Genomic DNA, 20,867 nt, shown 5'->3' with positions numbered 1-20,867 from the left:
GGGCGCGGTCGTCCCCTTGGAGAGGGGTCCTCGGCCCTCCCTCTCAGGTACTACGCGTGCGGCGGGGCCGGCGTCCCGGTCCGCGTCGGGTCAGCGGCCTGCGGGGCGGACCAGGCCGGACTCGTAGGCGAAGACGGCCGCCTGGGTGCGGTCGCGCAGGCCCAGCTTCACCAGGATCCGGCCCACGTGTGTCTTCACGGTCTGCTCGGCGACGACCAGCCGCTCGGCGATCTCCGCGTTCGACAGGCCCTGGGCGATCAGCGCCAGCACCTCGGTCTCCCGCTCCGTGAGGTCGCCGACGCGCCGCTTGAGCGGGGCCCGGCCGCTGCCGTCCAGCCGGGCGAACTCCGCGATGAGCCGCCGGGTGACACCGGGGGCCAGCAGGGCGTCGCCCGCGGCCACGACCCGCACCGCCTCGGCCAGCTTGTCCGCGGAGGCGTCCTTCAGCAGAAAGCCGGAGGCCCCCGCCCGCAGCGCGTCGTACACGTACTCGTCCAGGTCGAACGTGGTCAGCACCAGCACCTTGACGGCGAAGTGGTCCTCGGTGATCCGGCGGGTCGCCTCGATGCCGCCCAGTTCCGGCATCCGGATGTCCATCAGCACCACGTCCGGGAGCAGTTCGGCGGTCCGCGCGATCGCGTCCCGGCCGTCCACCGCCTGCCCGATCACCTCGATGCCGGGCTGGGTGTTCAGCAGCACGGTGAAGCCCTGCCGGACCATCTGCTGATCGTCGGCGATGAGTACCCGGATGCTGCCGGTACCGCTCGTCATGGGGTGTGTTCTCCTGTCGGACGCCGGTCGGACGAAGGCGGGGACGCGGGACCGGGCGCGGTCCCGGACGTACCGGACGCGGGGGCGGGCGAAGTCCCGGACAACGTCGGGCCGGTGCCGCCGGGGAGGAAGGCCGTCACGTGGAATCCGCCGCCCGAGGTTCTGGCCGCGACGACATGACCGCCGAGCATCGCCGCGCGCTCCCGCATACCGAGCAGCCCGTGCCCGGCTCCCGGAGAGGGCGGAACGGGGTGCCGCGGGGGCGAGTTGACCACGTCCAGGTGCAGGCCGTTCGGGAAGTGCCCGACCTCCACACGCACCCGGGATCCCGGCGCGTGCCGCAGGGCGTTGCTCAGCGCCTCCTGCACGATCCGGTACGCCGACAGCTCCACGCCCGGAGCGTACGGCCGTGCCGCGCCCACCACCTCCGCGGTGACGTCCAGCCCCGCGGCGCGGGTGTTCTCGATCAGCGCGTCGAGCCGGTCGAGCGTGGGCTGCGGAGCGTGCGGGGCCGCTCCGGTGCCCGGACCGCCCAGCCCGTACGGGTCGTCGGGGTTCTCGGAACGCAGCACACCGAGCACCCGGCGCAGCTCGGTGAGGGCCTCCAGCGCGTTGTCGCGGATCCCGGCCAGGTTCTCCAGCAGCTCCTCGGACGGGTTCTCCACCAGATGAGGGGTCACCTGGGCCTGGATGGAGATGACCGACATGTGGTGGGCGACCACGTCGTGCAGCTCGCGGGCGATCCGGTTGCGTTCCTCCAGCACGGTGCGGCGACCGCGCTCCTCGGCGGTGAGGGTGGCCTGCTCGACCAGTTCGGCACGCGCCTCCCGGCGGCCGCGCAGGGCGGTGCCGAGCAGCACGACCACCGCGGACAGCACCACCGCGAGGACACCGGTCGGGTCGTGGCTCCGCCCGCCCCACACCCCCTCCAGGAGCCAGGTGACCAGCGCGGTCAGGCCCAGTGCCTCGACCGCCACCCGGGTGCGCACGCGCAGCGCGAGCAGCAGCAGGACGAGCAGGTGCGCGATGATGCCGGCCGCGCTCCAGGGCCAGGTGAACGTCTCCCCGGCCGCCGGGTACGTCCACTCGCGGACCGCGACGGCTCCCGCCACGGTCCCCGCCATGGACAGCCACCAGCCGGGAACGGGACGCCACAGCGCGAGGACGACCGCGCCGCCCTGCGCGAGGCCGATCACGAAGGCCGGCCCGGAGCGCACGTGCGCCTCGCCCGCCAGCTCTGCCACGGCGCCGAACGTGACCCCGACCGCTGTCAGCCCCAGCAGGACGTGCGGCAGCCGGCGCAGCCGCGCGAGGGCGGGCAGCGGATCCGGCCCGAAGACCCACAGGTCCTCGCGCAGCACCCGCAACCAGCGTCGGGCCCGGCCCGTGAGCTGCCTGAACGCCTGGCGGCCCCCCGTTTCCGTCACGCGCACCACCCTAGACAACACGGCGGGCCGCCCGCCCGGGCTCCGCGTCCGCGGTCCGGTGCGAGCGGACCACCCGTGACCGTCTCCCGCCGGTACCGGTGCCGGGGGTACGCCGGTCGCGCCGCTGCTCGAAGGAGTGGAACGCGGCCCAGCACACCGCCAGCGCCAGGGCGAACGCCGGGAACCAGAGCAGCCGGGCCGCCACCCAGCCGAGGCCGTCGGGCGCTGTGTGCAGCCCGGGGAGCCGGCCGGCGGTGAGGGCGGTGACCGTGGTGACCGTCATCGCCGTCTGGTGCCAGAGGTAGACCGTCATCGCGGAGACGTCGACGAGGACCACGGCCGCCCAGGCGAGCGGGCGGGCCGTCGCACGGCGCAGCCGGTCGCGCAGCAGGAGTGCCAGACCGCACTGGGCCAGACCGAACGTGACGGCCGCCAGAGTCGGCGGGTCCAGGTCGGAGACCGCGCTGCCGGGGACGCCGACCATGGACGCCGGGTAGCCCGCGCAGCCGACGAGGACCGCCGTGGCCGCCGTACCGCCGAGGAGGAGGGCCCAGGCCGAGCGGCGGCTGTGCAGCTCGCCCCGGGCCCAGGCGGCGCCCAGGGTGTAGGGGACCAGCCAGCCGGCGGCCAGGTTGGACCAGGACACCCAGGACGGGCCGAGGTGCAGGCCGAAGCGGAACAGGTCCACGTGCAGGACGACGGCGAACGGCCACAGGGGGTTGAGGCGGGCGACGAGCGGGGTGACGGCCGTCAGCACGGCGAAGACCAGCAGGAACCACAGGGGGGACAGCGCCAGTTTCCACAGGGTGTGGATCGTGGGCAGGGGCGCGCCGGCGAGCAGCAGGGCCGCGACGGCCACCGTCCACAGGCCCAGGAGGGCGGCGACCGGGCGGAGCAGGCGGGTCAGACGGGTGCGCAGCCAGTCGGTGTAGGAGTCGCCGCGCTCGCGGGACGCGGCCAGACCTCGGGTCGCCGCGTACCCGCCGACCAGGAAGAACACGGCCAGGGTCTGGAGCAGCCAGGAGACCGGGGCCAGCCGGGGCAGGTACCGCAGCGGGCTCGCCGGGTGCAGGGTGCCGTCCTCCACGACCAGGGCGGTGACCAGCCAGTGCCCGAGGACCACCCCGAGGATCGCGAAGGCCCGCAGGGCGTCGGCCGCGCGGTCGCGGGAGGCGGGGGTGGCGGCGTCGATCCGGTGGGCGCCCCGCCGGATCGCGCGCAGTGCGCGGCGCGGGGCGCGGGTGCGCGGGACACCGGTACGCGGGGCGCGGGTACGCGGGGCGCGGGTGCGCGGGACACCGGTACGCGGGGCCGGCTCAGCCATGGGTCACCTCCGGGGTCTCGCGGAGGGTGATCCGGGCGAGGTTGGCGAGGGAGGCCGAGCCCGGGGTGAAGTAGCCGCTGTGGTCGGCGTCGGCCGCGTCGAAGACCCGGGCGCCGAAGCCGGCGGAGACGGGGTCGGCGCCGAAGCCGACGGTGGTGCCGAAGAGGGCGGCGCGGACGTGCGGGACGTGCTCCACCCAGTCGGCGCTGCCGCGGGCCGCCCAGACCCGGGCGTGGGTGTGCAGGGCGGCGACGGAGTCCGCGCCGGTGCCGGGGCTGCCGATCAGGGCGAGGTCGTCCGCGGCCAGGCCGGGGGCGGCGCGGCCGCAGACCACCGAGCCGTAGGAGTGGCAGAGCAGGGAGACGTGGGCGCCGGCGGGGGCCGCCGCGTGCAGCCGGCGCACGAAGGCGCGCAGGCGGGGGGCGGCCTCGTCGGCGCGGGCGGGGGTGGTCACCGTGGTGCTGACCGTGGCCGGGGTCTCGTAGCCGAGCCAGGCGATGACGGCGACGGGAGTGCCGGGGGCGGCGCGGTGGGTGAGGTCCGTGTACAGGGCCGCGGCGGCCCGGTGGAAACGGGTGTACGTGTCCAGGGTGGTGTCCGAGCCGGGGACCAGGACGGCGATGTGGCGGGCGTGGGCGAGGTCGCCGAGGACCTCGGTGGCCCGGCCCGTGCCTCGGCCGTCGAAGGCGAGGAGGTGCCGGGACGGGGTGGCCAGGGCGCGGTCGGCGGCGGCGCGGTGCGGGGCGGCGTGGGCGGCGGCCGTGCGGGCCGCCGCCGTGGCGTTGGCCCGGTTGGCCGCGTAGGTGGAGTGGAGGGTGGACGGGGTGAGGGGGGCGAGGGTGGCGGGGGGCGGGGCGGGGACGGGGAGGCGGGCGAGGGCGGTCAGGGGGACGACCAGGGCGGCGACGAGGAGGGTGGAGAGCAGTGCGCGGAGAGGTCGGTGCCGGCTCGGGGGCGGGGCGGTGGGGGGCCGCCCGGCCTCCGGCCGGGTCCGGTTTCCCACCCGCACCACCCGTGCGGCTCTCGTCGTCGGGTGCGGGTGGCCCCCGTGGGGCGCGTCCGCCGTCGGCGGCCGCGGGACGGCGGCGAAGGACGACTCGTCATGCCGCGCCCCCGCGAGCAGAACACCCACGCCCCCCTCGGCAGAGCACACCCCCGCAGCCCCACCCCCCGGCCCCACCCCGGCACAGGACCACCCCGCCGACCCACCCTCCGGCCCCACCCCCGCACAGCACGAACCCGCGCGCACACCCTTCGAGCCCACCCCCGCACAGCACGAACCCGCGCGCACACCCTCCAAGCCCACCCCCGCACAGCACGAACCCCCGCGTACGCCCTTCGAGCCCACCCCGGTGCAGCACGACCCCGCCGACACACCCTCCGGCCCCACCCCGGAACAGCACGAACCCGCGCGCACAGCCTCCAAGCCCGCCCCCGCCCAGCACGAACCCCCGCGTACGCCCTTCGAGCCCACCCCCGCACGGCACGAACCCACGCACACACCCTCCGAGCCCGCCCCGGTGCAGTTCGACCCCGTGGGTGGGTGCTTCAGGGGTGTCTTGGGGGGCGGTGGTGTCGGCGGGAGGTGGTGGGGAGGGGTGGGGGTGGGGTGGGGGCGGCCCATGGGCGGGGTCCTTTCAGGTGGCCCCGGAAGTGGGGGCGGCTGAAAGGACGTTATGGAGCCGGGGGTGTCGTCGGCGTCCCGCCAGGGAGCTGTTCCGGCGGGTAGCTCTCAGGTATTACGGGTATCACGGGGTCCGCCGCACGGCGGGCCGACTCCGCCTGTCACCAGGCCAGTTGGGCGATCTCCTCCGCCACCACCGCGCAGGCGTCCGCCGCGGGGTCGATCAGCGGGAAGTGGCCGACGTCCTCCAGCAGCGTCAGGCCGGCCACCTCGCCCGCCTTCGCCGCGGCCTCCGCGTACGACTCGGCCACCTGCTGCGGCACCACCAGGTCGCCACGGCCCTGCACGAGCGTCGTGGCGATGCCGGTCGGCAGGAGCAGCACCGGGTCGGCGTACGGGCGGCGCTCGGCGAATCCGTCCTGCCCGCCGAGGAACTGCAACGACGCGTGCCCGCAGACGTCCAGCTTCTCCGCCACCTCGAAGTCCGCGATCGGGGCGAGCGCGACGACACCGCGCAGCGGCGCCGGGCGGTCGGTGCGCCAGGCGGCGTCCGGCGGGAGGACGTGCCGGGCCGCCGCCCACAGGGCCAGGTGGCCGCCCGCCGAGTGTCCGGTCAGCACCGTACGGCGGGGGTCCGCCTGTGGGAGTACCTCCTGGACCAGCGCGGGAAGGGCGTCCAGGGCCGCCGCGACGTCGTCGAGGGTGTCGGGCCAGCGCCCGGCGGGCGGCACGCCCTCCCCCTCCTCGGTCCGCCCCGCCTGCTGTCCCGGGATGAGCGGCTCGCCACCCCGTCTGTACTCGACGTTGGCCACCGCGAAGCCCCGGCGGGCCAGGAAGTCCGCGAAGGGCGTGATGTGGCGGCGGTCGTAGCGGGCGCGCCACGCGCCGCCGTGCAGCACGACGACCAGCGGGGCGGGAGTGGCGGGAGCCGCGGACTCCGGGCCGGGGCGGGGAGCGTAGAAGTCGATCACCTGGTCGGGGTGGTCACCGTAGGAGGCGGTGACGTCGGGGTCGACCGGGGGGTGCGAGAAGGCCGACTCCTCTTCGGCGGCGGCGCGGGCAGCGGCGGCGTCGTCCGGCATGCTCCAACCTCTCAGCGATGATGGGGGTACCTCAGGCCTTCGGCCCCGGGGGAGTTGGCTGACCAGGTGGCGGGTCGGCCGTTGGCGGGGACGGTATCAGGCCGGTGACGTGCGGGGACACGGGGTTGTCACGCACGGTGAGGGAAATCGGTTCCGGGGGCCGCGGGAGGGCCCGGGAGGGGCCGCGAAAGGGTTCGGGAGGGGCGGCGAGAGGCCGCTTGAGCGCCGCGAAAGGGCATCCGGGCGCCGCGAGATGGTCATGGGAGGGCCGCGCCAGGGCGCGGGCGGCGGGCGGGAGGGGCGTGGGCGGGGGGCGGGAGGGCTGCTCGGTGCGGGGTCCGGGTGAGCGGACCCCGCACCGGTGCTAGGCCAGCTCGTCCCGCAGTACCCGGGCCGCCCGTTCCACGTCCCGGAAGCCCACGTAGAGCGGGGTGAAACCGAAGCGGAGGACGTCGGGGTGACGGAAGTCGCCCACCACGCCCCGGGCGATGAGCCGCTTCATCACCTCGCCCGCGTCCGGGCAGCGCAGGGCGATCTGGCTGCCCCGCTCCTCGTGCCGCTCGGGGGTCACGCACTCCACCCGGCCCGGCTCGGTGTACGCCCCGACGCACTCCAGGAAGAAGTCCGTCAGCGCGAGGGACTTGGCGCGGACCGCCTCGACGGACACCCCGTCCCAGACGTCGAGGGCGGCTTCCAGGGCCAGCAGGGAGAGGATGTCCGGCGTGCCGACCCGGCCGCGCAGGGCGCCCGGTGCCGGGGCGTAGGACGGACTCATGCCGAACGGCTCGGCGTGCGAGTTCCAGCCGGGCAGCGGCGAGTCGAAGCGGTCCTGCCACTCCGCGCGCACGTACAGGTACGCCGGCGAACCCGGGCCGCCGTTGAGGTACTTGTAGGTGCAGCCGACCGCCAGGTCCACGCCGTGCTCGTCCAGACCCACCGGCAGGGCGCCCGCGCTGTGGCAGAGGTCCCAGACCGCGAGGGCGCCGCGGGCGTGGATCGCGGCGGTGAGCGCCGGGAGGTCGTGCAGCCGGCCGGTGCGGTAGTCGACGTGGTTGAGCAGCACCGCGGCCGTGCGGTCGCTCAGCGCGTCCGGCACCTCGGCCGGGGTGACCGCGCGCAGGGTGCGCCCGGTCAGCCGGGCCGCCGACTCGGCGATGTAGCCGTCCGTGGGGAAGGTCGTCGCGTCCACCAGGAGTTCGTCCCGGCCGTCGCCCGCCATGCGGACCGCCGCCACGAGTGCCTTGAAGACGTTGACGCTCGTCGAGTCGCCGACGACGATCTGGCCGGGCGCCGCGCCGACCAGCGGGGCGATCCGGTCGCCGATCCGCTCGGGCGCCGTCCACCAGCCGCTCTCCTCCCAGGAGCGGATGCGCAGCTCGCCCCACTGGCGGCGGACGACATCCGCCACCCGGTCGGCGACGTTCGCGGGGAGGGCGCCCAGGGAATTGCCGTCCAGGTAGACCCCCGCCGTGTCACCGGTCCGGTCGGACACCGGGTCGAGGACGAAGCGCTCCCGCAGGTGCGCCAGTTCGTCGGCCGCGTCCAGTTTCTCGGCGCGCAGCAGCAGCTCAGACATGCGACCTCGCCGTCCACAGCTCCGGGAAGACGTTCTTGCGGGCGCGCTTCTCCAGCCAGGCCACCCCGGCGGAACCGCCCGTGCCGGTCTTGGCGCCCATCGCGCGCCGGGTGGCGACCAGGTGGTCGTTGCGCCAGCGCCACACCAGCTCGGCCACGTCGCTCAACGCCTCGCCGAGGCGGGCGAGTTCGGCGTTCTGGTCGCCGGAGTAGATCTCCGTCCAGGCCGCCTCGACGGCCTCCGAGTGCTCGTACCGCTGCGTGACGTCCCGGCGCAGCACGGAGGCGGGGACGGCGTGGCCGCGGCGTGCGAGGAGCCGTACCACCTCGTCGTAGAGGCTCGGCTCGTGCAGCGCCTTCTCCAGTTCCGCGTGGGCGCGCGGGGCGCCGCGGTGCGGTACCAGCATGGACGCGGACTTCTCGCCGAGCAGGAACTCCAGGCGGCGGTACATCGCGGACTGGAATCCGGAGCCCTCGCCGAGGGCGGAGCGGTACGAGTTGAACTGGGCCGGAGTCAGCTGGCCGAGCGGCTTCCAGGAGGCGTTCAGCGCCTCCAGCTCACGCACGGAGCGCTTCAGCGCGGCGATCGCGGTCGGCACGTCGTCCGAGCGGAGCGCCCGGGCGGCCGTCTCCCACTCGTGCACGATCACCGTGAACCACAGCTCCATGACCTGGGTGGTCACCAGGAAGACCATCTCTCCGGGGTCGTCGGAGAGGGTGTGCTGGAGATGGGTGAGGACGTCCGCCCTGACGTAGTCCTCGTACGGCGTCGTCCCCGCGAAATCCAGGTTCGGGGTCTCGGGCTCAGCGGCCTCGTAAGGGGGGTGAGCCTGTTGGGACATCGCTGTCTCCTGTGTTACTCCGGGTAGCGGTCCGCCCCTGCCGATGCCGGCACGGGGGCCCCGGTCCCCACCCCGCATCCTCCGCATTCCCCCCGGGTACGGCAAGGCCCGCCTGCTGCCAGACGGGCCACATCCGTGACTCCCGTGCGGGTCAGCCGAGGGTCTGGGCCGCCGTCGGCGAGGAGTCCTTCAGGAACTGCGAGCAGCGCTCGTACTCCTCCTGCTCGCCGATCGCCTGGGCGGCGCGGGCGAGGGCGTGCAGGGCGCGCAGGAAGCCGCGGTTCGGCTCGTGCTCCCAGGGCACCGGGCCGTGGCCCTTCCAGCCGTTGCGGCGCAGGGCGTCCAGGCCGCGGTGGTAGCCCGTCCGGGCGTAGGCGTACGACTCCACGACCGAGTCCCGCTCGAACGCATCGTCGGCCAGCTGGGCCCAGGCGAGCGAGGAGGTGGGGTACTGGGCGGCGACGTCCGCCGGCGCGGTGCCCTCGGCCAGCAGCCGGCGCGGCTCCGGCTCGTCGGGGAGGTGGGTGGGGGGCGGGCCGCCGAGGAGGTTCTCGTGAATCGTCATGGGTTCAGTCTCGCGCATGGGCATGGCGGGCGGCGCGGGGTGGGCGGGGCACGGGCGGGGCACCGGCACGCCCGCACGTCCGCACCCCGCCGTCACGCCGGATCGCGGTCACGCCGGATCGCGGTCACGCTGTTCAAGGTCACGCCGGTTCGGGGTCACGCCGGTTCGCGGCCGGAGCGTCCCGCCTCCAGCGGCGGAGCCGTCACGCAGCCGTGCTGTCTGCACTCGGGGCGCAGACAGCCCGGGGCCGGCCGGCGCACCAGGGTGAAGGCCAGGGCCGCGCCGGCCACGAGGACGCCCGCGCAGATCGGCATGGCCCGGTCGAAGGCCGCGTCGAAGGCCGTGGGCGAGCGGTAGGCCTCGGGGCCCATCCCCGCCAGCAGGGGCAGGGCCGCCACCGCCACCAGGCCCGCCGCGCGGGCCGCCGCGTTGTTGATGCCGCTGGCCAGGCCCGCCCGGGCGGTGTCGACGGAGGCGAGGACCGTGGCGGTCAGGGGGGCGACCAGGACGACCATGCCGGCGCCCATCACGAGGACGGCCGGAAGGACGTCGCTGACGTAGTCCGCGTCCTCCCCCACCCGCAGCATGAGCAGCATCGCCGCCGCACAGAGCAGCGGGCCCACGGTCAGCGGCAGCCGCGGGCCCGTACGGTCCGCCAGGGCGCCCGAGCGGGAGGAGAACAGCAGCATCAGGGCCGTGGTGGGCAGCAGGGCCGTACCGGCCGCGAGGGGCGAGTAGCCCGCCACCACCTGGAGCTGGAGCGCGGTGAGGAAGAAGAAACCGCCGAAGGCCGCGTACACGCACAGGGTGACCAGGTTGACCGCCGTGAACTGGCGCGAGGCGAAGATGCCGGGCGGGAGCATGGGGTCGGCGCGGTGCCTCTCGACGTGCACGAAGCCCACCGCCGCCGCGAGGCCCGCCACCGCGCTCACCGTCACCGCCACGGCGCCGGACCGGGCCTCGATGAGCGCGTACGTCAGGAGGGCGAGGGCCAGGGCGCCCAGGGCGGCGCCGAGGACGTCGAAACGGCCGTGGGCGCGGTCGTCGGCGGACTCCGGCACGTGCCGGAGCGCCACCGGCACGCACAGCAGCGCCAGCGGCACGTTCAGCAGGAACACCCAGCGCCAGCCGGGACCGGACACCAGCCAGCCGCCGAGGAACGGGCCGACGGCGGCGCCGATCCCGCCGAAGCCGGACCACAGGCCGACTGCCCGGCTGCGGTCGTCGGGGTGGAAGGACGCCTGGATCAGGGCGAGCGAACCGGGGGTGAGGAGGGCGCCGCCGACGCCCTGGAGGGCCCGGGCGGCGACGAGGACGCCGGAGGTGGGGGCCAGGCCGCAGAACAGGGAGGCGGTGGCGAACCAGACCACCCCGACGACGAACACCTTCCGGCGGCCGTAGCGGTCGCCGAGCGAGCCGCCCAGCAGGATCAGGCCGGCCAGCGTCACCATGTACGCGTTGACCGTCCACTGGAGGGCGGACAGGCTCGCGTCCAGGTCGCGGCCGATGCGCGGCAGGGCGACGTTGACCACCGTGGAGTCCAGCATGGCCATGCTGGAGCCGAGGACCGTGGTGAGCAGGATCCACCTGCCCTGGGACGAGGCCAGCCGGACGTCGGGCATGCCCCCAGGTATACAGCGGGCCCGACGGCATGGACAGCCGCCGGGCCCCGTGGGGACGAACCCCTTACTTGATCTTGTTGCCCGCCGAGCGCAGGTTCTGCGTGGCCTGCACGACACGCTCGGCCATGCTCGCCTCGGCCAGCTTGCCCCAGGTGCGCGGGTCGTAGGCCTTCTTGTTGCCGACCTCGCCGTCGACCTTCAGGACGCCGTCGTAGTTGGCGAACATGTGACCGGCGACCGGGCGGGTGAACGCGTACTGGGTGTCGGTGTCCAGGTTCATCTTCACCACGCCGTTCTCCAGCGCGGTCTGGATCTCCTGCTCTGTGGAGCCGGAGCCGCCGTGGAAGACGAAGTCGAACGGGGAGGCCTTGCCGAACTTGGCGGCGACACCGTCGCTCAGCTGCTTCAGCAGCTCCGGGCGGAGGACGACGTTGCCCGGCTTGTACACGCCGTGCACGTTGCCGAAGGAGGCGGCCAGCAGGTAGCGGCCCTTCTCGCCCAGGCCCAGGGCCTCGGCGGTGCGGATCGCGTCGTCGACGGTGGTGTACAGCTCGTCGTTGATCTCGTGGGAGACACCGTCCTCCTCGCCGCCGGTCGGGGTGATCTCGACCTCGAGGATGATCTTCGCGGCGCGGGCCTGCTCCAGCAGCTCCTTCGCGATCTCCAGGTTGTCGGCGAGGGTCTCGGCCGAACCGTCCCACATGTGGGACTGGAACAGCGGGCCGAGACCCGCCTCGACGCGCTTCTTGGAGAGCGCGAGCAGCGGACGCACGTACCCGTCGAGCTTGTCCTTCGGGCAGTGGTCGGTGTGCAGGGCGATGTTGACCGGGTACTTCTCGGCGATGATGTGCGCGTACTCGGCGAGCGCGACCGCGCCGGTCACCATGTCCTTGCTGTACTGGCCGCCGAGGAACTCGGCACCGCCGGTCGAGATCTGGACGATGCCGTCGCTCTCCGCCTCCGCGAAGCCGCGCAGGGCCGCGTTCAGGGTCTGGCTCGAGGTGACGTTGATGGCCGGGTAGGCGAACTTGCCTGCCTTCGCCCGGTCGAGCATCTCGTTGTAGACCTCGGGGGTTGCGATGGGCATGTGTCCGCTCCTTGAGTGTGCGGGTTGACGTGCTGCGTTACGGCCCTGACCTAGACCTTGGGGGTGACGTCATCGTCGTCCCCATCTTTCCAGACATGGGGCGCTGGTCCACGCCCCCGCCAAGTCCAGGTCAAAGAGGCGTGTCAGTCCAGACCCAGTTCATCCTTCGAGAAGGCGAAGAGGTACGGCACCCCCGCCTGCTCGGCGATCGCCTCGGCCGCGCCCGTGTCCCGGTCGACGATCGTGGCGACGGCGACGACCTCCGCGCCGGCCTCGCGCAGCGCCTCCACGGCGGTCAGCACGGAACCGCCGGTGGTGGAGGTGTCCTCGACGGCCAGCACGCGGCGGCCCTTGACCTCGGCGCCCTCGATACGGCGCTGCAGGCCGTGCGCCTTGCCCTGCTTGCGGACGACGAACGCGTCGAGGACCTTCCCGCGCGCGGCGGACGCGTGCAGCATCGCCGTGGCCACCGGGTCGGCGCCCAGGGTCAGACCGCCGACGGCCTCGAAGTCCAGCTCGGCGACCAGGTCGAGCATGACCTGACCGACCAGCGGGGCGGCCTCGCCGTCCAGCGTGATCCGGCGGAGGTCGATGTAGTAGTCGGCTTCCTTGCCCGACGACAGGGTCACCTTGCCGTGCACCACGGCCTTGTCCTTGATCTGCTGCAGCAGCGCGCCGCGTACGTCCGTCATGGCAGTCAGCTTAAGGGCGCCGCCAGCTCCAGGTGGTCGTCGCCTCCAGCGGTTCGAGCGGGGTGACCAGGCGCGGCGAGGTGTTCAGGCCGTTGGGCGGGCCGGTCTGCGGTTCGACGCAGACGGCCTCGTCCTGCTCGTCGTAGACCACCACCCACTCCTCGCGGCTCGCCACCTTCAGCTCCAGCCGTCCGGGCCAGGTGAGGGTGACGTCGACCCCGCCGGGCATGCCGAAGCAGTCGTCCCAGGGGCCGGGCAGCGGGTCGATGCGGTTGCCGGTGGGCAGATGGTCGGCGCCGCGCTCCTCCTGCCAGGCGGCCTCGAAGTCCAGCCGGACGTCGGCGCCGTCGAGGGTGCGGTGGAACCACGGGTGCCAGCCGAGCTGCGCCGGGAAGGAGTCGTCGTACGCCTCCACGGCCATCGTCAGCGTCAGGCCGTCCTCGGCGAGCGTGACGCTCTGGGTGACCCGGCCGGGGTGCGGCCAGGGGTCGGTCAGCTCGCACGTGATCACCGCCTCGTCCGCCGTGACGCGCGCGGTGCGCCAGGCGCCGTCGCGTGCGGTGCCGTGGATGGCGTGCGGCGGGGAGTTGAGCGGCATCTGGCGGACGGTGCCGCCGTCCAGGAAGCGGCCGTCCCGGATCCTGCCGCACCAGGGCACCATCGGGAAGCAGCCGAAGCGCGGCCCCTGCCGCAGCAGTTCGAGGGAGCCGACCTTGAGGCCGCTGATCCGGCCGCCGTTGCCGGGGCTGACGCGCACCTCGGCGTCGCCTGCTGTCAGCGTGATGTCTTCGTTGCTCACGGGACGACACTACTGGGGTACGGGTGCGGCCGTGGGCGCCCGCGGGGCGCGTGGGGCCGGTCGGGTCCGCGGTGGTGCCGTGTTTCGGCCACCGCCCCGCGTCCGGGCGGGTGGGGCCGGTCGCGTCCCCGGTGGTGCCGTGTTTCGGCCACCGCCCCCGGGCCTCCGGGGGCCGCCTCCGCTCAGCGGCGTTTGCGCAGTGCCCTGCCGACGACGATCGCCGACGCCACGGCCAGGGCCGCCGCCGGGGCCGCCCAGCGCAGGGCCGGGCTCCCGACGACGGTCTGGGGGGCCGGCACGGGGGCGTAACGGCCGCGCGGCGGGGCGTGGTCGACCTCCTCGGCGCTGCGGCCGATCATCGTGCGGCGTGCGTGCGCGGCCTCGGCGGGTGGTTCGCCGGTGTCGGCGAAGTCCCCGGAGAACCGTTCGGCGTGCTCGGCGCCCGCGGCGGCCCCGGTGCCGGTGCCGCCGGTGTCGGCGCTGTCGTCGTCCGCGTCCGGGTCCAGGGAGGGCGGGGGGACCTCGGTGTCGAAGACGGAGGCGTGGGCGGGCCCGGTGCGGTCGGCTCCGGTGGCCGGGGGCTGCGGGCGCCCGGTCTCCCGTTCTTCCCCGGCCCGCTCGCCGCCTCCTGCCGCCAGGCTCTCCAGAAATCGGTGCAGCAGCCTGGTCGCGGTCGCGGTCACCGCCTCCGCCGGCAGTTCCGTGATCCGGCCGGACGTGTCCGCCGTGCCCTCGGCGGTGACGGTGCAGCCGCCGTCGGTGTCCGTGAGGCGCAGGGTGAGGGCGAGCCGGACGGTGCCGGTGCCGCGGGCCTCGGTGGCTTCGGCGTCGACGGCGAAGGTGCCGTCCTCGTGGGGGGTCACCCGGGCCGTTCCCCGATAGGTGACGGAGTGTCCGCCGACGCGCAGCTTCAGCCGGCCGGTGACGGGTGCGGCACCGGCGTCCTGTTGCAGGCCGGGGACGGCTCGGGCGACGCGGGACTGGTCGGCCAGTGCCGCGGCGAGCCTGTCGGCGGGGGCCGGGACGAAGACCTGGTGCTCCATGGTGCGGGAGCCTACCCAGTCGCGGCCGATACTCACCCTGCCGTGCGGAGGGCTCCACCCCCGGACCCCCGTTTGCCCGCCCGGCCACCCGCCTCGGCCGAGAGGCCCGCCCACCCGCCTCGGCCGAGAGGCCCGCCCACGCGACTCGGCCGGGAGACTCGGGCCGGAACGCTCGCCCCGCAGGCTCCGCCGTCGCGCTCGGAACGGTCGGCGGAACCCTCAGTACCGCGGATGCACCAGCGTCGACGGCGGCAGCCCCCCGATCCGGGTGCGCCGCGCCGCCGCGCCGTCCACCGTCAGCTCGGGCTGGGTGAGGGTGCGCGGGCGGTCGGGGCCCAGCCGCAGGGGCGGCGGGGTGCGGGCCGGGGCCGCCAGCAGGAAGCCCCAGTCGTGCGGGGCGCGAGGGGCGCCGGCCGAGCGGTCGGGGCCGGTCGCGAAGCCGGAGTCGTGGCCGAGCACCCGGTAGGGCGAGACGGCCAGGCCCGCCGCGCGCAGGGTCGCCGCGACGGTCCAGAAGGCGCGGGGGCGGGTGGTGACGGGGCCGGCGTGCACCACCAGGCGACCGCCCGGGGCGAGGACCCGGCGGGTCAGGCCGTAGAACTCCTGGGAGTACAGCTTGGTGCTGGCGGTGATGCCGGGGTCGGGGAGGTCGGCGATCACCACGTCGTACCGCCGGCCTGGCTCCCGACGCAGCCAGGCCAGCGCGTCGGCGGTGCCGACGCGGACCCGCGGGTCGGCGAGGGCGTGCTCGTTGGCGGCGGACAGGCCGGGGTCGCGGCGGGCCAGCCGGACCAGCCCGGGATCGAGTTCGACGACGTCGACACGGCGCACCCCGCGGTGCCGCAGCACCTCGCGGGCGGCCAGGCCGTCGCCGCCGCCGAGGATCAGGACGCGCGCGTGCGGTCCGGTCAGGGCCGGGGCGACCAGGGCCTCGTGGTAGCGGCGGTCGTCCCGGCCGCCGACGCGGAGACGGCCGTCGAGGAAGAGGTCGAGGGGCCGGCCGCGGGTGCCGCCGGCCAGGACGACCTCCTGGACGTCGGTCTGCACGGCCACCCGTACGTCCGTGCCGTAGACGGCGTGCCGGGCGGCCCGTTCGAAGTCGCCGGCGAGGGCGGCGGCGGAGGCGAGGACGGCGAGGACGGCGAGACCGGTGAGCAGGAGGGTCCAGCGGGCCCGTCGGGTGAGGTCGCGGCGGAAGAGGCCGAGGACCAGGGCGCCGCCCGCGACCACGTTGACCGTGCCGGTCAGCAGCGCGCCGGTCAACTGGCCCAGGAACGGCAGGAGGAGGAAGGGAAAGGCGAGGCCGCCGACCAGGGCGCCCACGTAGTCCGCGGCGAACAGGTCGGCCACCGCGCCGCCCGCGTCCTGCCGGCGGATGCGCTGGATCAGCTCCATCAGCAGCGGGACCTCGGCGCCGATGAGCAGGCCGATGGCGAGGGAGAAGGCGACCAGCAGGCAGCGCGGCCCGTCGGTCCACATCCCGCCCCAGCCGGCGGTCCAGGCGAACACGGCGTACAGGGCCATGGCGCTGCATCCGCCGATCAGCGCGAGGGCGGACTCGACCGCGCCGAAACCGGCCGCCGCGTGCCAGCGCAGCCGCTTGGCGCCGAGGGAGCCGATGCCCATCGCGAACACCATCACGGACAGCACCACCGAAGCCTGGGTGACCGAGTCCCCGATCAAGTACGAGGCGAACGCGACCAGTTCGAGTTCGTACACGAGTCCGCAGGCCGCGCAGACGAAGACGCACACCAGGACCAGGAACCGCCCGGTGCCGGGCCGGACGGGCAGCCGGGCGGGGCCTGTCCAGGAGGGCGGAGCCCCCGGGGGCGCGGGGGCGTGCGATTCGATCACGATGCGACGTTACGTCACGCACTCGGCACGCTTCGTCACCCACACGTGTGGATCTGGGGGCAGTTGACGTTGAGCGGGTTTATGTCGCGGTGGGGGGATCGGCCGGCTGTGCCACCCGTGCCCGCACGCCGACCCGGGTCCGGGTGGCCACCAGCTGGCCGTCCTGCGGATAGGCGTGCCAGGTGCGCCAGTGCACCTGGCCCTCGTGCCGCTGGGCCAGCATCGCGGTGAAGGCGTGCGGGCTGCCGGGGAAGACACCGGCGAGGCCGTGCGGATGGTCGGAGACCAGCGCGAGCAGTTCCTGGGCGCGGCCCGCGAACGAACCGGGGGTGAGCGCCTCCACGCGGGCGGCGAACTCGTACTCCCAGTCGCCGACCCGCTTGGCGACGCCCAGCGGCAGCGGGGTGCTGGAGCCGGGGATGCACGCGACCGTCTCCGAACAGTTGCCGCGCTCCTCCTCCAGGAGCACCTGGTGGGACGCGCCGAGCAGCCGTAACTGCAGCTTCGCGCCGGCGAGCGCGAGATCGAGGGTGGCCAGCGCGGGCAGCGGCTCGCGCCCCAGGGCCCAGGCGAGATCGGCAGCGCGCGTATCGGTGTAGGAGGTGTTCAGGGTCGTGAGCATGGATCGGCTCCGCTAACACGCAAACGAGGGGGAGATCGGCCATGTCAGCCCAGCCGGCCCGGCCGGGGTGGGGAGTCGTCAGGACGTCCGAGGGGGCTGCGTTGGCGAAGTAGAGGGAATCATGAACAGTGGCACCGCAACAGGGTTTTTACCCAACTTCGTGGGGTTTCCATCCCTCAGAGGGCTACACAGCTCAACTGTTCAACTACGGCGTGCGCCGGGCGCGGGCCCGGTCGCGCCGAGCGCCCGCCGGATGTGGTCTCCGACGGGCGCTGGGCCGTGCGCGGCCCGGATGCGGTTCCCCCTGTTCCGGAAGCTCAGCTGCCCCGTGTCAGCTGCCTCCCCCGCATCCGCCCCCGCCGCCGCACGACGAACCCCCGCCGCAGGACGATCCCCCGCCGCAGGAGTGCCCCCCGCAGGAGTGGCCCCCGTGGTGCCCCCCGCCGTGGCCGCCGCCGTGGCCGCCCGACGAGCCCGAGTCGCCCCCGCCGACCCACCAGCTCGCGCCTCCGTCGCCCGCGGAAGCCGCGGACGACGAGGACGACGAGGACGACGAGGACGACGAGCGGTACGACCGGTTCCGCCTGCTGCCGCCCTTGCTGAGCGACAGCCGGGCGTTCCGGTTGCGCCGGGCCCCACTCCACCCTGCGATCACGACCACGGCCAACGCCAGGATGATGCCTTCGATCGCGGTGTCACTCATGGCGTCACCCTCCTTCCGTTCCCCCGAAGCGGCCCCCCGTGGGCGCCTCGCCTTGGTTCCGCGTCTCGCGCGGTGCCGGGGGGATGCCCGGCCCGGCGAAGCCCCAAAGCAGAGTTGAGGAACTTCTGAGGGTGCGTCACCGAAACTGGCCCCTGACCTGCGCAGACAGGAAAAACTCCGGCCGTCGGGAGCCTGCCGGGCCGGCCGCGGGCCGGGCTCTTCCCGGACGGCGCAGCCGCTCTCCTCGAGCGCGACACCGTACGACCCGGAGGCCGCGCTCCTTCGCGGCATCCCGGGCAGGGGCCGGCGTCCTCCCGGAGCACGCGGCGGAGCCCGGCGAAGAGCCCGTCCCCTCTCGCCCCCTGCGGTTCCCGCACCACGCGAGGTCACGGCCGGCCATGAGTCAGGATGGTCCCCGGAGCATCGACCGGTACCCGAGTGAGAACGGTGGAGACATGAACACCAGGCCACTGCTGAACCGAAGGCTGGACGGACTCGGGACGACGATCTTCGCCGAGATGTCGGCGCTGGCGGCCGCGACGGGCGCGATCAACCTGGGGCAGGGCTTCCCCGACACCGACGGCCCCGAGGAGATCAGGGAGGCCGCCGTCCGCGCCCTGCGGGACGGCAAGGGAAACCAGTACCCGCCCGGCCCCGGTGTCCCGGAACTGCGCGCCGCGATCTCCGACCACCAACAGCGCTTCTACGGCCTCCCCTTCGACCCCGACACCGAGGTCCTGGTCACCGCCGGCGCGACCGAGGCGATCGCCGCCACCATGCTGGCGCTTCTGGAGCCGGGCGACGAGGTCATCGCGTTCGAGCCCTTCTACGACTCCTACGCCGCCTGCATCGCGATGGCCGGCGCGAAGCGCGTACCGCTCACTCTGCGCGCCCCGTCCTTCCGCCCGGACCTGGACGAGCTGCGCGCCAAGATCAATCCGCGCACGCGCCTCCTTCTCCTCAACACCCCGCACAACCCGACCGGGATGGTCCTCACCGCCGAGGAGCAGAACGCCATCGCCGCGCTCGCGGTCGAGCACGACCTGCTCGTCGTCACCGACGAGGTGTACGAGCACCTCGTCTACGAGGGCGCTCATCGCCCCCTCGCGGCCCTGCCCGGTATGCGCGAGCGCACGGTCACGATCAGCTCGGCGGGCAAGACCTTCTCCTTCACCGGATGGAAGGTCGGCTGGGTCACGGCGAACGGCCCGCTCGTCTCCGCCGTCCGGACGGCCAAGCAGTACCTCACCTACGTCAGCTCGGGTCCCTTCCAGTACGCCATCGCCGAGGCGCTGCGCCTGCCGGACTCCTATTTCGGCGACCTCCGCGCCGATCTCCGCCGCAAGCGCGACCTGCTCGGCAACGGCCTGCGCGCGGCCGGGTTCGAGGTCTACGAGCCCCAGGGCACGTACTTCATCACCACCGACACCACCCCCTTCGGCGAGAAGGACGCCTACGCCTTCTGCCGAGCACTGCCCGAACGCTGCGGTGTCGTCGCCATCCCCAACTCCGTGTTCTACGACGACCCGGACGCCGGCCGCAGTCAGGTCCGGTTCACCTTCTGCAAGAGGGACGACGTACTCCAGGAAGCGGCCGGTCGGCTGCGGCGCCTGGGCTGATGTCCGGTCCCCGGCCTGGCGTTCGGCGTCACGGGGCTTCGTGGTCAGTACTGGGTGTGGAGATCCGTGCCCTCGGGGGCGCGCCAGCAGCCGGAGACCACGTCGACCGAGAGCAGCGGATCCTTCTCGTGCGGATGGGTCGGCGTGGACACCATGAGCACGGCGTGCACCGAGAAGCGGTCCTTCTGCGAGTTCGCGGTGAGCGCGAGTGACTTGGCCTTGCTGTGGTCGGGGCCGTATGCGACGATCTCCCACCCCTTCCTCGGCAGTTCCTCCCGCAGCCGTCGGAAGCCCGCCTTCAGCGCGTCCTCGGAGACGCCGTAGACCGACCAGGGATGAGCGGTCTTGTAGAGATGCTCGGGGTCCTCGGCACACGTCGCGATGTAGGGACCCGGTTCCGTGACCTTGGCCGTGGGCATGTCGATCATCTCGTCGATCGCGCTGGAGACGGCCTTCGCCTGTTCACGGGCCTTGTCCACGTCCAGCGTGGGGTGCCCGGAGGCCGTCCGCGAGCCGGAGGAGGGTGAGTGTCCGGTGTGATGCACCGTCTTGGAGCACCCTGCCGCGAGGAGGGAGACAGCGACCGCGGCGGCGCCAAGGCCCACGGACGCCCGTCGGTGCCGCTTCCTCGCCGGGTTACGCGGTGTCATCACCTCGGGGGTCCCCCAAGGCTGTACGAATCTCGCGCCCGCTGAGCCGCACCCGCTTCGAGCTGTTCCCACTCGTCCCACGCCATCGGCGCTTCCCTCCCCCTGCTCGTGACGGCGATGCGGCGTGCACGCCAACGCATCGTGTTCTGCGGCAGTTGAGGCTAACGACGCGGCTTCGGGAGGTCCTGAGTACGCGTACTCAACTCGCGCCCCGGGGATCGCCGGGGAGCGCCGCACGCGTCATGAGCCGCCGACCGGGTTCTCGTGAGAAGAACGGGCGGGACCGGCGGAAGGGGTGCGTGAGCGGGGTCCGGGGGCCGTGGCCCCCGGACCCGGGTCTGTCGGCTACTCGCCGTCGCCCTCGGGCTGGTCGCCGTCGGGGTGCGGGGCGCCCGCCCCGTCGACCTCCTCCTCCAGGCCGAGTCGTTCGATCAGCCACTTGTCGAACTCGATCGCGGCTCGCACCCAGCTCACCGTGGAGGAGACGAAGTGGTTGATGTCGACGCCCGTGCCGATCAGCATCTGGGCCTCGCCGATCAGACGGACGGTGCCGTCGTCATGGGTGTGGGTGTACACCTTGGGCCACAGGGTGCGGCGGTTCCAGTCGTCGATGGCCTCCAGAAGCTGCGGCTTCTCGTCGATCTTGTGGGGGCGGTCGTAGAAGGTCCGCACCGAGAAGATCGCTTGTTCGTCCTCTCCGCGGAACATGAAGTACGTGCGGAACTGCTCCCACGGCGCGGCGAGGTCACCCTCCTCGTCGACGACGTACTTCAGCTCCATCTGGTCGAGAAGCTGCTTCACCAGGTCCTGATCCGGGAGGACGGGGCCCGCCGGTCCTTGGGGCTGCGGTTCGGGCTGGCCCCCGAAGTTCGGAATCGAGGACGGGTCGATGCTCACCGTGTTTTTCCCTTCATGCGGATGCCGCCATCCTCCCCCAGGAGGGGCGGGGGATGGCAACCCCTGACC

Annotated in this window: 18 protein-coding genes; 1 reads left to right on the top strand and 17 read right to left on the bottom strand. The window is 73.9% G+C overall.

Annotated features, from left to right (window positions below; all coding sequences use genetic code 11):
- Window positions 1-90: 90 nt before the first annotated feature.
- From ACZ7KF_RS22840 to ACZ7KF_RS22770, 15 genes are all read right to left on the bottom strand, one after another.
- Window positions 91-771 carry a response regulator gene (locus ACZ7KF_RS22840; protein ID WP_471077940.1) on the bottom strand — a complete coding sequence of 227 codons (681 nt, stop codon included), beginning with the start codon at window positions 769-771 and terminating at the stop codon, window positions 91-93.
- Window positions 768-2,198, bottom strand: coding sequence for a sensor histidine kinase (locus ACZ7KF_RS22835; RefSeq protein ID WP_471077937.1), 1,431 nt, complete (start codon window positions 2,196-2,198; stop codon window positions 768-770). Before ACZ7KF_RS22835 ends, ACZ7KF_RS22840 begins: the two co-directional genes overlap by 4 nt.
- A 10-nt stretch (window positions 2,199-2,208) precedes the next feature.
- Window positions 2,209-3,522: an acyltransferase family protein gene (locus tag ACZ7KF_RS22830; RefSeq protein WP_471077935.1), complete on the bottom strand. Its 1,314-nt coding sequence runs from the start codon at window positions 3,520-3,522 to the stop codon at window positions 2,209-2,211.
- On the bottom strand, window positions 3,515-4,447 hold the full coding sequence (locus tag ACZ7KF_RS22825) for an alpha/beta hydrolase (RefSeq protein WP_471078456.1): 933 nt from the start codon (window positions 4,445-4,447) through the stop codon (window positions 3,515-3,517). The genes ACZ7KF_RS22830 and ACZ7KF_RS22825 overlap by 8 nt, the downstream gene beginning before the upstream one ends.
- A gap of 860 nt (window positions 4,448-5,307) precedes the next feature.
- Entirely contained in the window at window positions 5,308-6,228 is a 921-nt protein-coding gene (locus ACZ7KF_RS22820; RefSeq protein ID WP_471077932.1) for an alpha/beta hydrolase, read from the bottom strand.
- Window positions 6,229-6,592: 364 nt separating this feature from the next.
- Window positions 6,593-7,804: a kynureninase gene (kynU, locus tag ACZ7KF_RS22815; RefSeq protein ID WP_471077929.1), complete on the bottom strand. Its 1,212-nt coding sequence runs from the start codon at window positions 7,802-7,804 to the stop codon at window positions 6,593-6,595.
- The gene (locus ACZ7KF_RS22810) at window positions 7,797-8,645 is read right to left on the bottom strand and encodes a tryptophan 2,3-dioxygenase family protein (RefSeq protein WP_471077926.1); all 849 of its coding nucleotides are present in this window, start codon (window positions 8,643-8,645) and stop codon (window positions 7,797-7,799) included. Before ACZ7KF_RS22810 ends, kynU begins: the two co-directional genes overlap by 8 nt.
- A gap of 151 nt (window positions 8,646-8,796) precedes the next feature.
- The gene (locus ACZ7KF_RS22805) at window positions 8,797-9,210 is read right to left on the bottom strand and encodes a DUF3151 domain-containing protein (protein WP_471077923.1); all 414 of its coding nucleotides are present in this window, start codon (window positions 9,208-9,210) and stop codon (window positions 8,797-8,799) included.
- A gap of 155 nt (window positions 9,211-9,365) precedes the next feature.
- Window positions 9,366-10,832 (bottom strand): MFS transporter, encoded by a 1,467-nt coding sequence (locus tag ACZ7KF_RS22800; RefSeq protein WP_471077920.1) that lies wholly within the window; start codon window positions 10,830-10,832, stop codon window positions 9,366-9,368.
- 64 nt (window positions 10,833-10,896) lie between these two features.
- Window positions 10,897-11,919 (bottom strand): class II fructose-bisphosphate aldolase, encoded by a 1,023-nt coding sequence (gene fbaA, locus ACZ7KF_RS22795; RefSeq protein ID WP_471077918.1) that lies wholly within the window; start codon window positions 11,917-11,919, stop codon window positions 10,897-10,899.
- A 143-nt stretch (window positions 11,920-12,062) separates the two neighbouring features.
- Entirely contained in the window at window positions 12,063-12,611 is a 549-nt protein-coding gene (pyrE, locus tag ACZ7KF_RS22790) for an orotate phosphoribosyltransferase (RefSeq protein WP_471077915.1), read from the bottom strand.
- 10 nt (window positions 12,612-12,621) lie between these two features.
- Entirely contained in the window at window positions 12,622-13,410 is a 789-nt protein-coding gene (locus tag ACZ7KF_RS22785; RefSeq protein WP_471077912.1) for an aldose epimerase family protein, read from the bottom strand.
- A 182-nt stretch (window positions 13,411-13,592) separates the two neighbouring features.
- A complete protein-coding gene (locus ACZ7KF_RS22780; protein ID WP_471077909.1) occupies window positions 13,593-14,453 on the bottom strand; it encodes an SRPBCC family protein in 861 nt (286 codons plus the stop codon).
- 219 nt (window positions 14,454-14,672) lie between these two features.
- Window positions 14,673-16,307 carry a polyamine aminopropyltransferase gene (locus tag ACZ7KF_RS22775; RefSeq protein WP_471077906.1) on the bottom strand — a complete coding sequence of 545 codons (1,635 nt, stop codon included), beginning with the start codon at window positions 16,305-16,307 and terminating at the stop codon, window positions 14,673-14,675.
- A gap of 79 nt (window positions 16,308-16,386) precedes the next feature.
- Complete coding sequence (locus tag ACZ7KF_RS22770; protein ID WP_471077903.1) at window positions 16,387-16,929, bottom strand: DUF2617 family protein; 543 nt, start codon at window positions 16,927-16,929, stop codon at window positions 16,387-16,389.
- A gap of 1,158 nt (window positions 16,930-18,087) precedes the next feature.
- Here ACZ7KF_RS22770 and ACZ7KF_RS22765 point away from each other — a divergent pair.
- Window positions 18,088-19,251 (top strand): pyridoxal phosphate-dependent aminotransferase, encoded by a 1,164-nt coding sequence (locus ACZ7KF_RS22765; protein ID WP_471077900.1) that lies wholly within the window; start codon window positions 18,088-18,090, stop codon window positions 19,249-19,251.
- A gap of 44 nt (window positions 19,252-19,295) precedes the next feature.
- Here the strand turns inward: ACZ7KF_RS22765 and ACZ7KF_RS22760 are convergent, their stop codons facing one another.
- Together ACZ7KF_RS22760 and ACZ7KF_RS22755 are read right to left on the bottom strand one after the other, a co-directional pair.
- Complete coding sequence (locus ACZ7KF_RS22760; protein WP_471077897.1) at window positions 19,296-19,796, bottom strand: hypothetical protein; 501 nt, start codon at window positions 19,794-19,796, stop codon at window positions 19,296-19,298.
- A 450-nt stretch (window positions 19,797-20,246) separates the two neighbouring features.
- Window positions 20,247-20,798: a type III secretion system chaperone family protein gene (locus ACZ7KF_RS22755; RefSeq protein ID WP_471077894.1), complete on the bottom strand. Its 552-nt coding sequence runs from the start codon at window positions 20,796-20,798 to the stop codon at window positions 20,247-20,249.
- Between the last annotated feature and the right edge of the window lie 69 nt (window positions 20,799-20,867).

The sequence above is a fragment of the Streptomyces sp. NPDC038200 genome (assembly GCF_055600785.1).
Note: the sequence above shows the minus strand (reverse complement) of the source record. Positions and strands in the feature narration are given on the sequence as shown.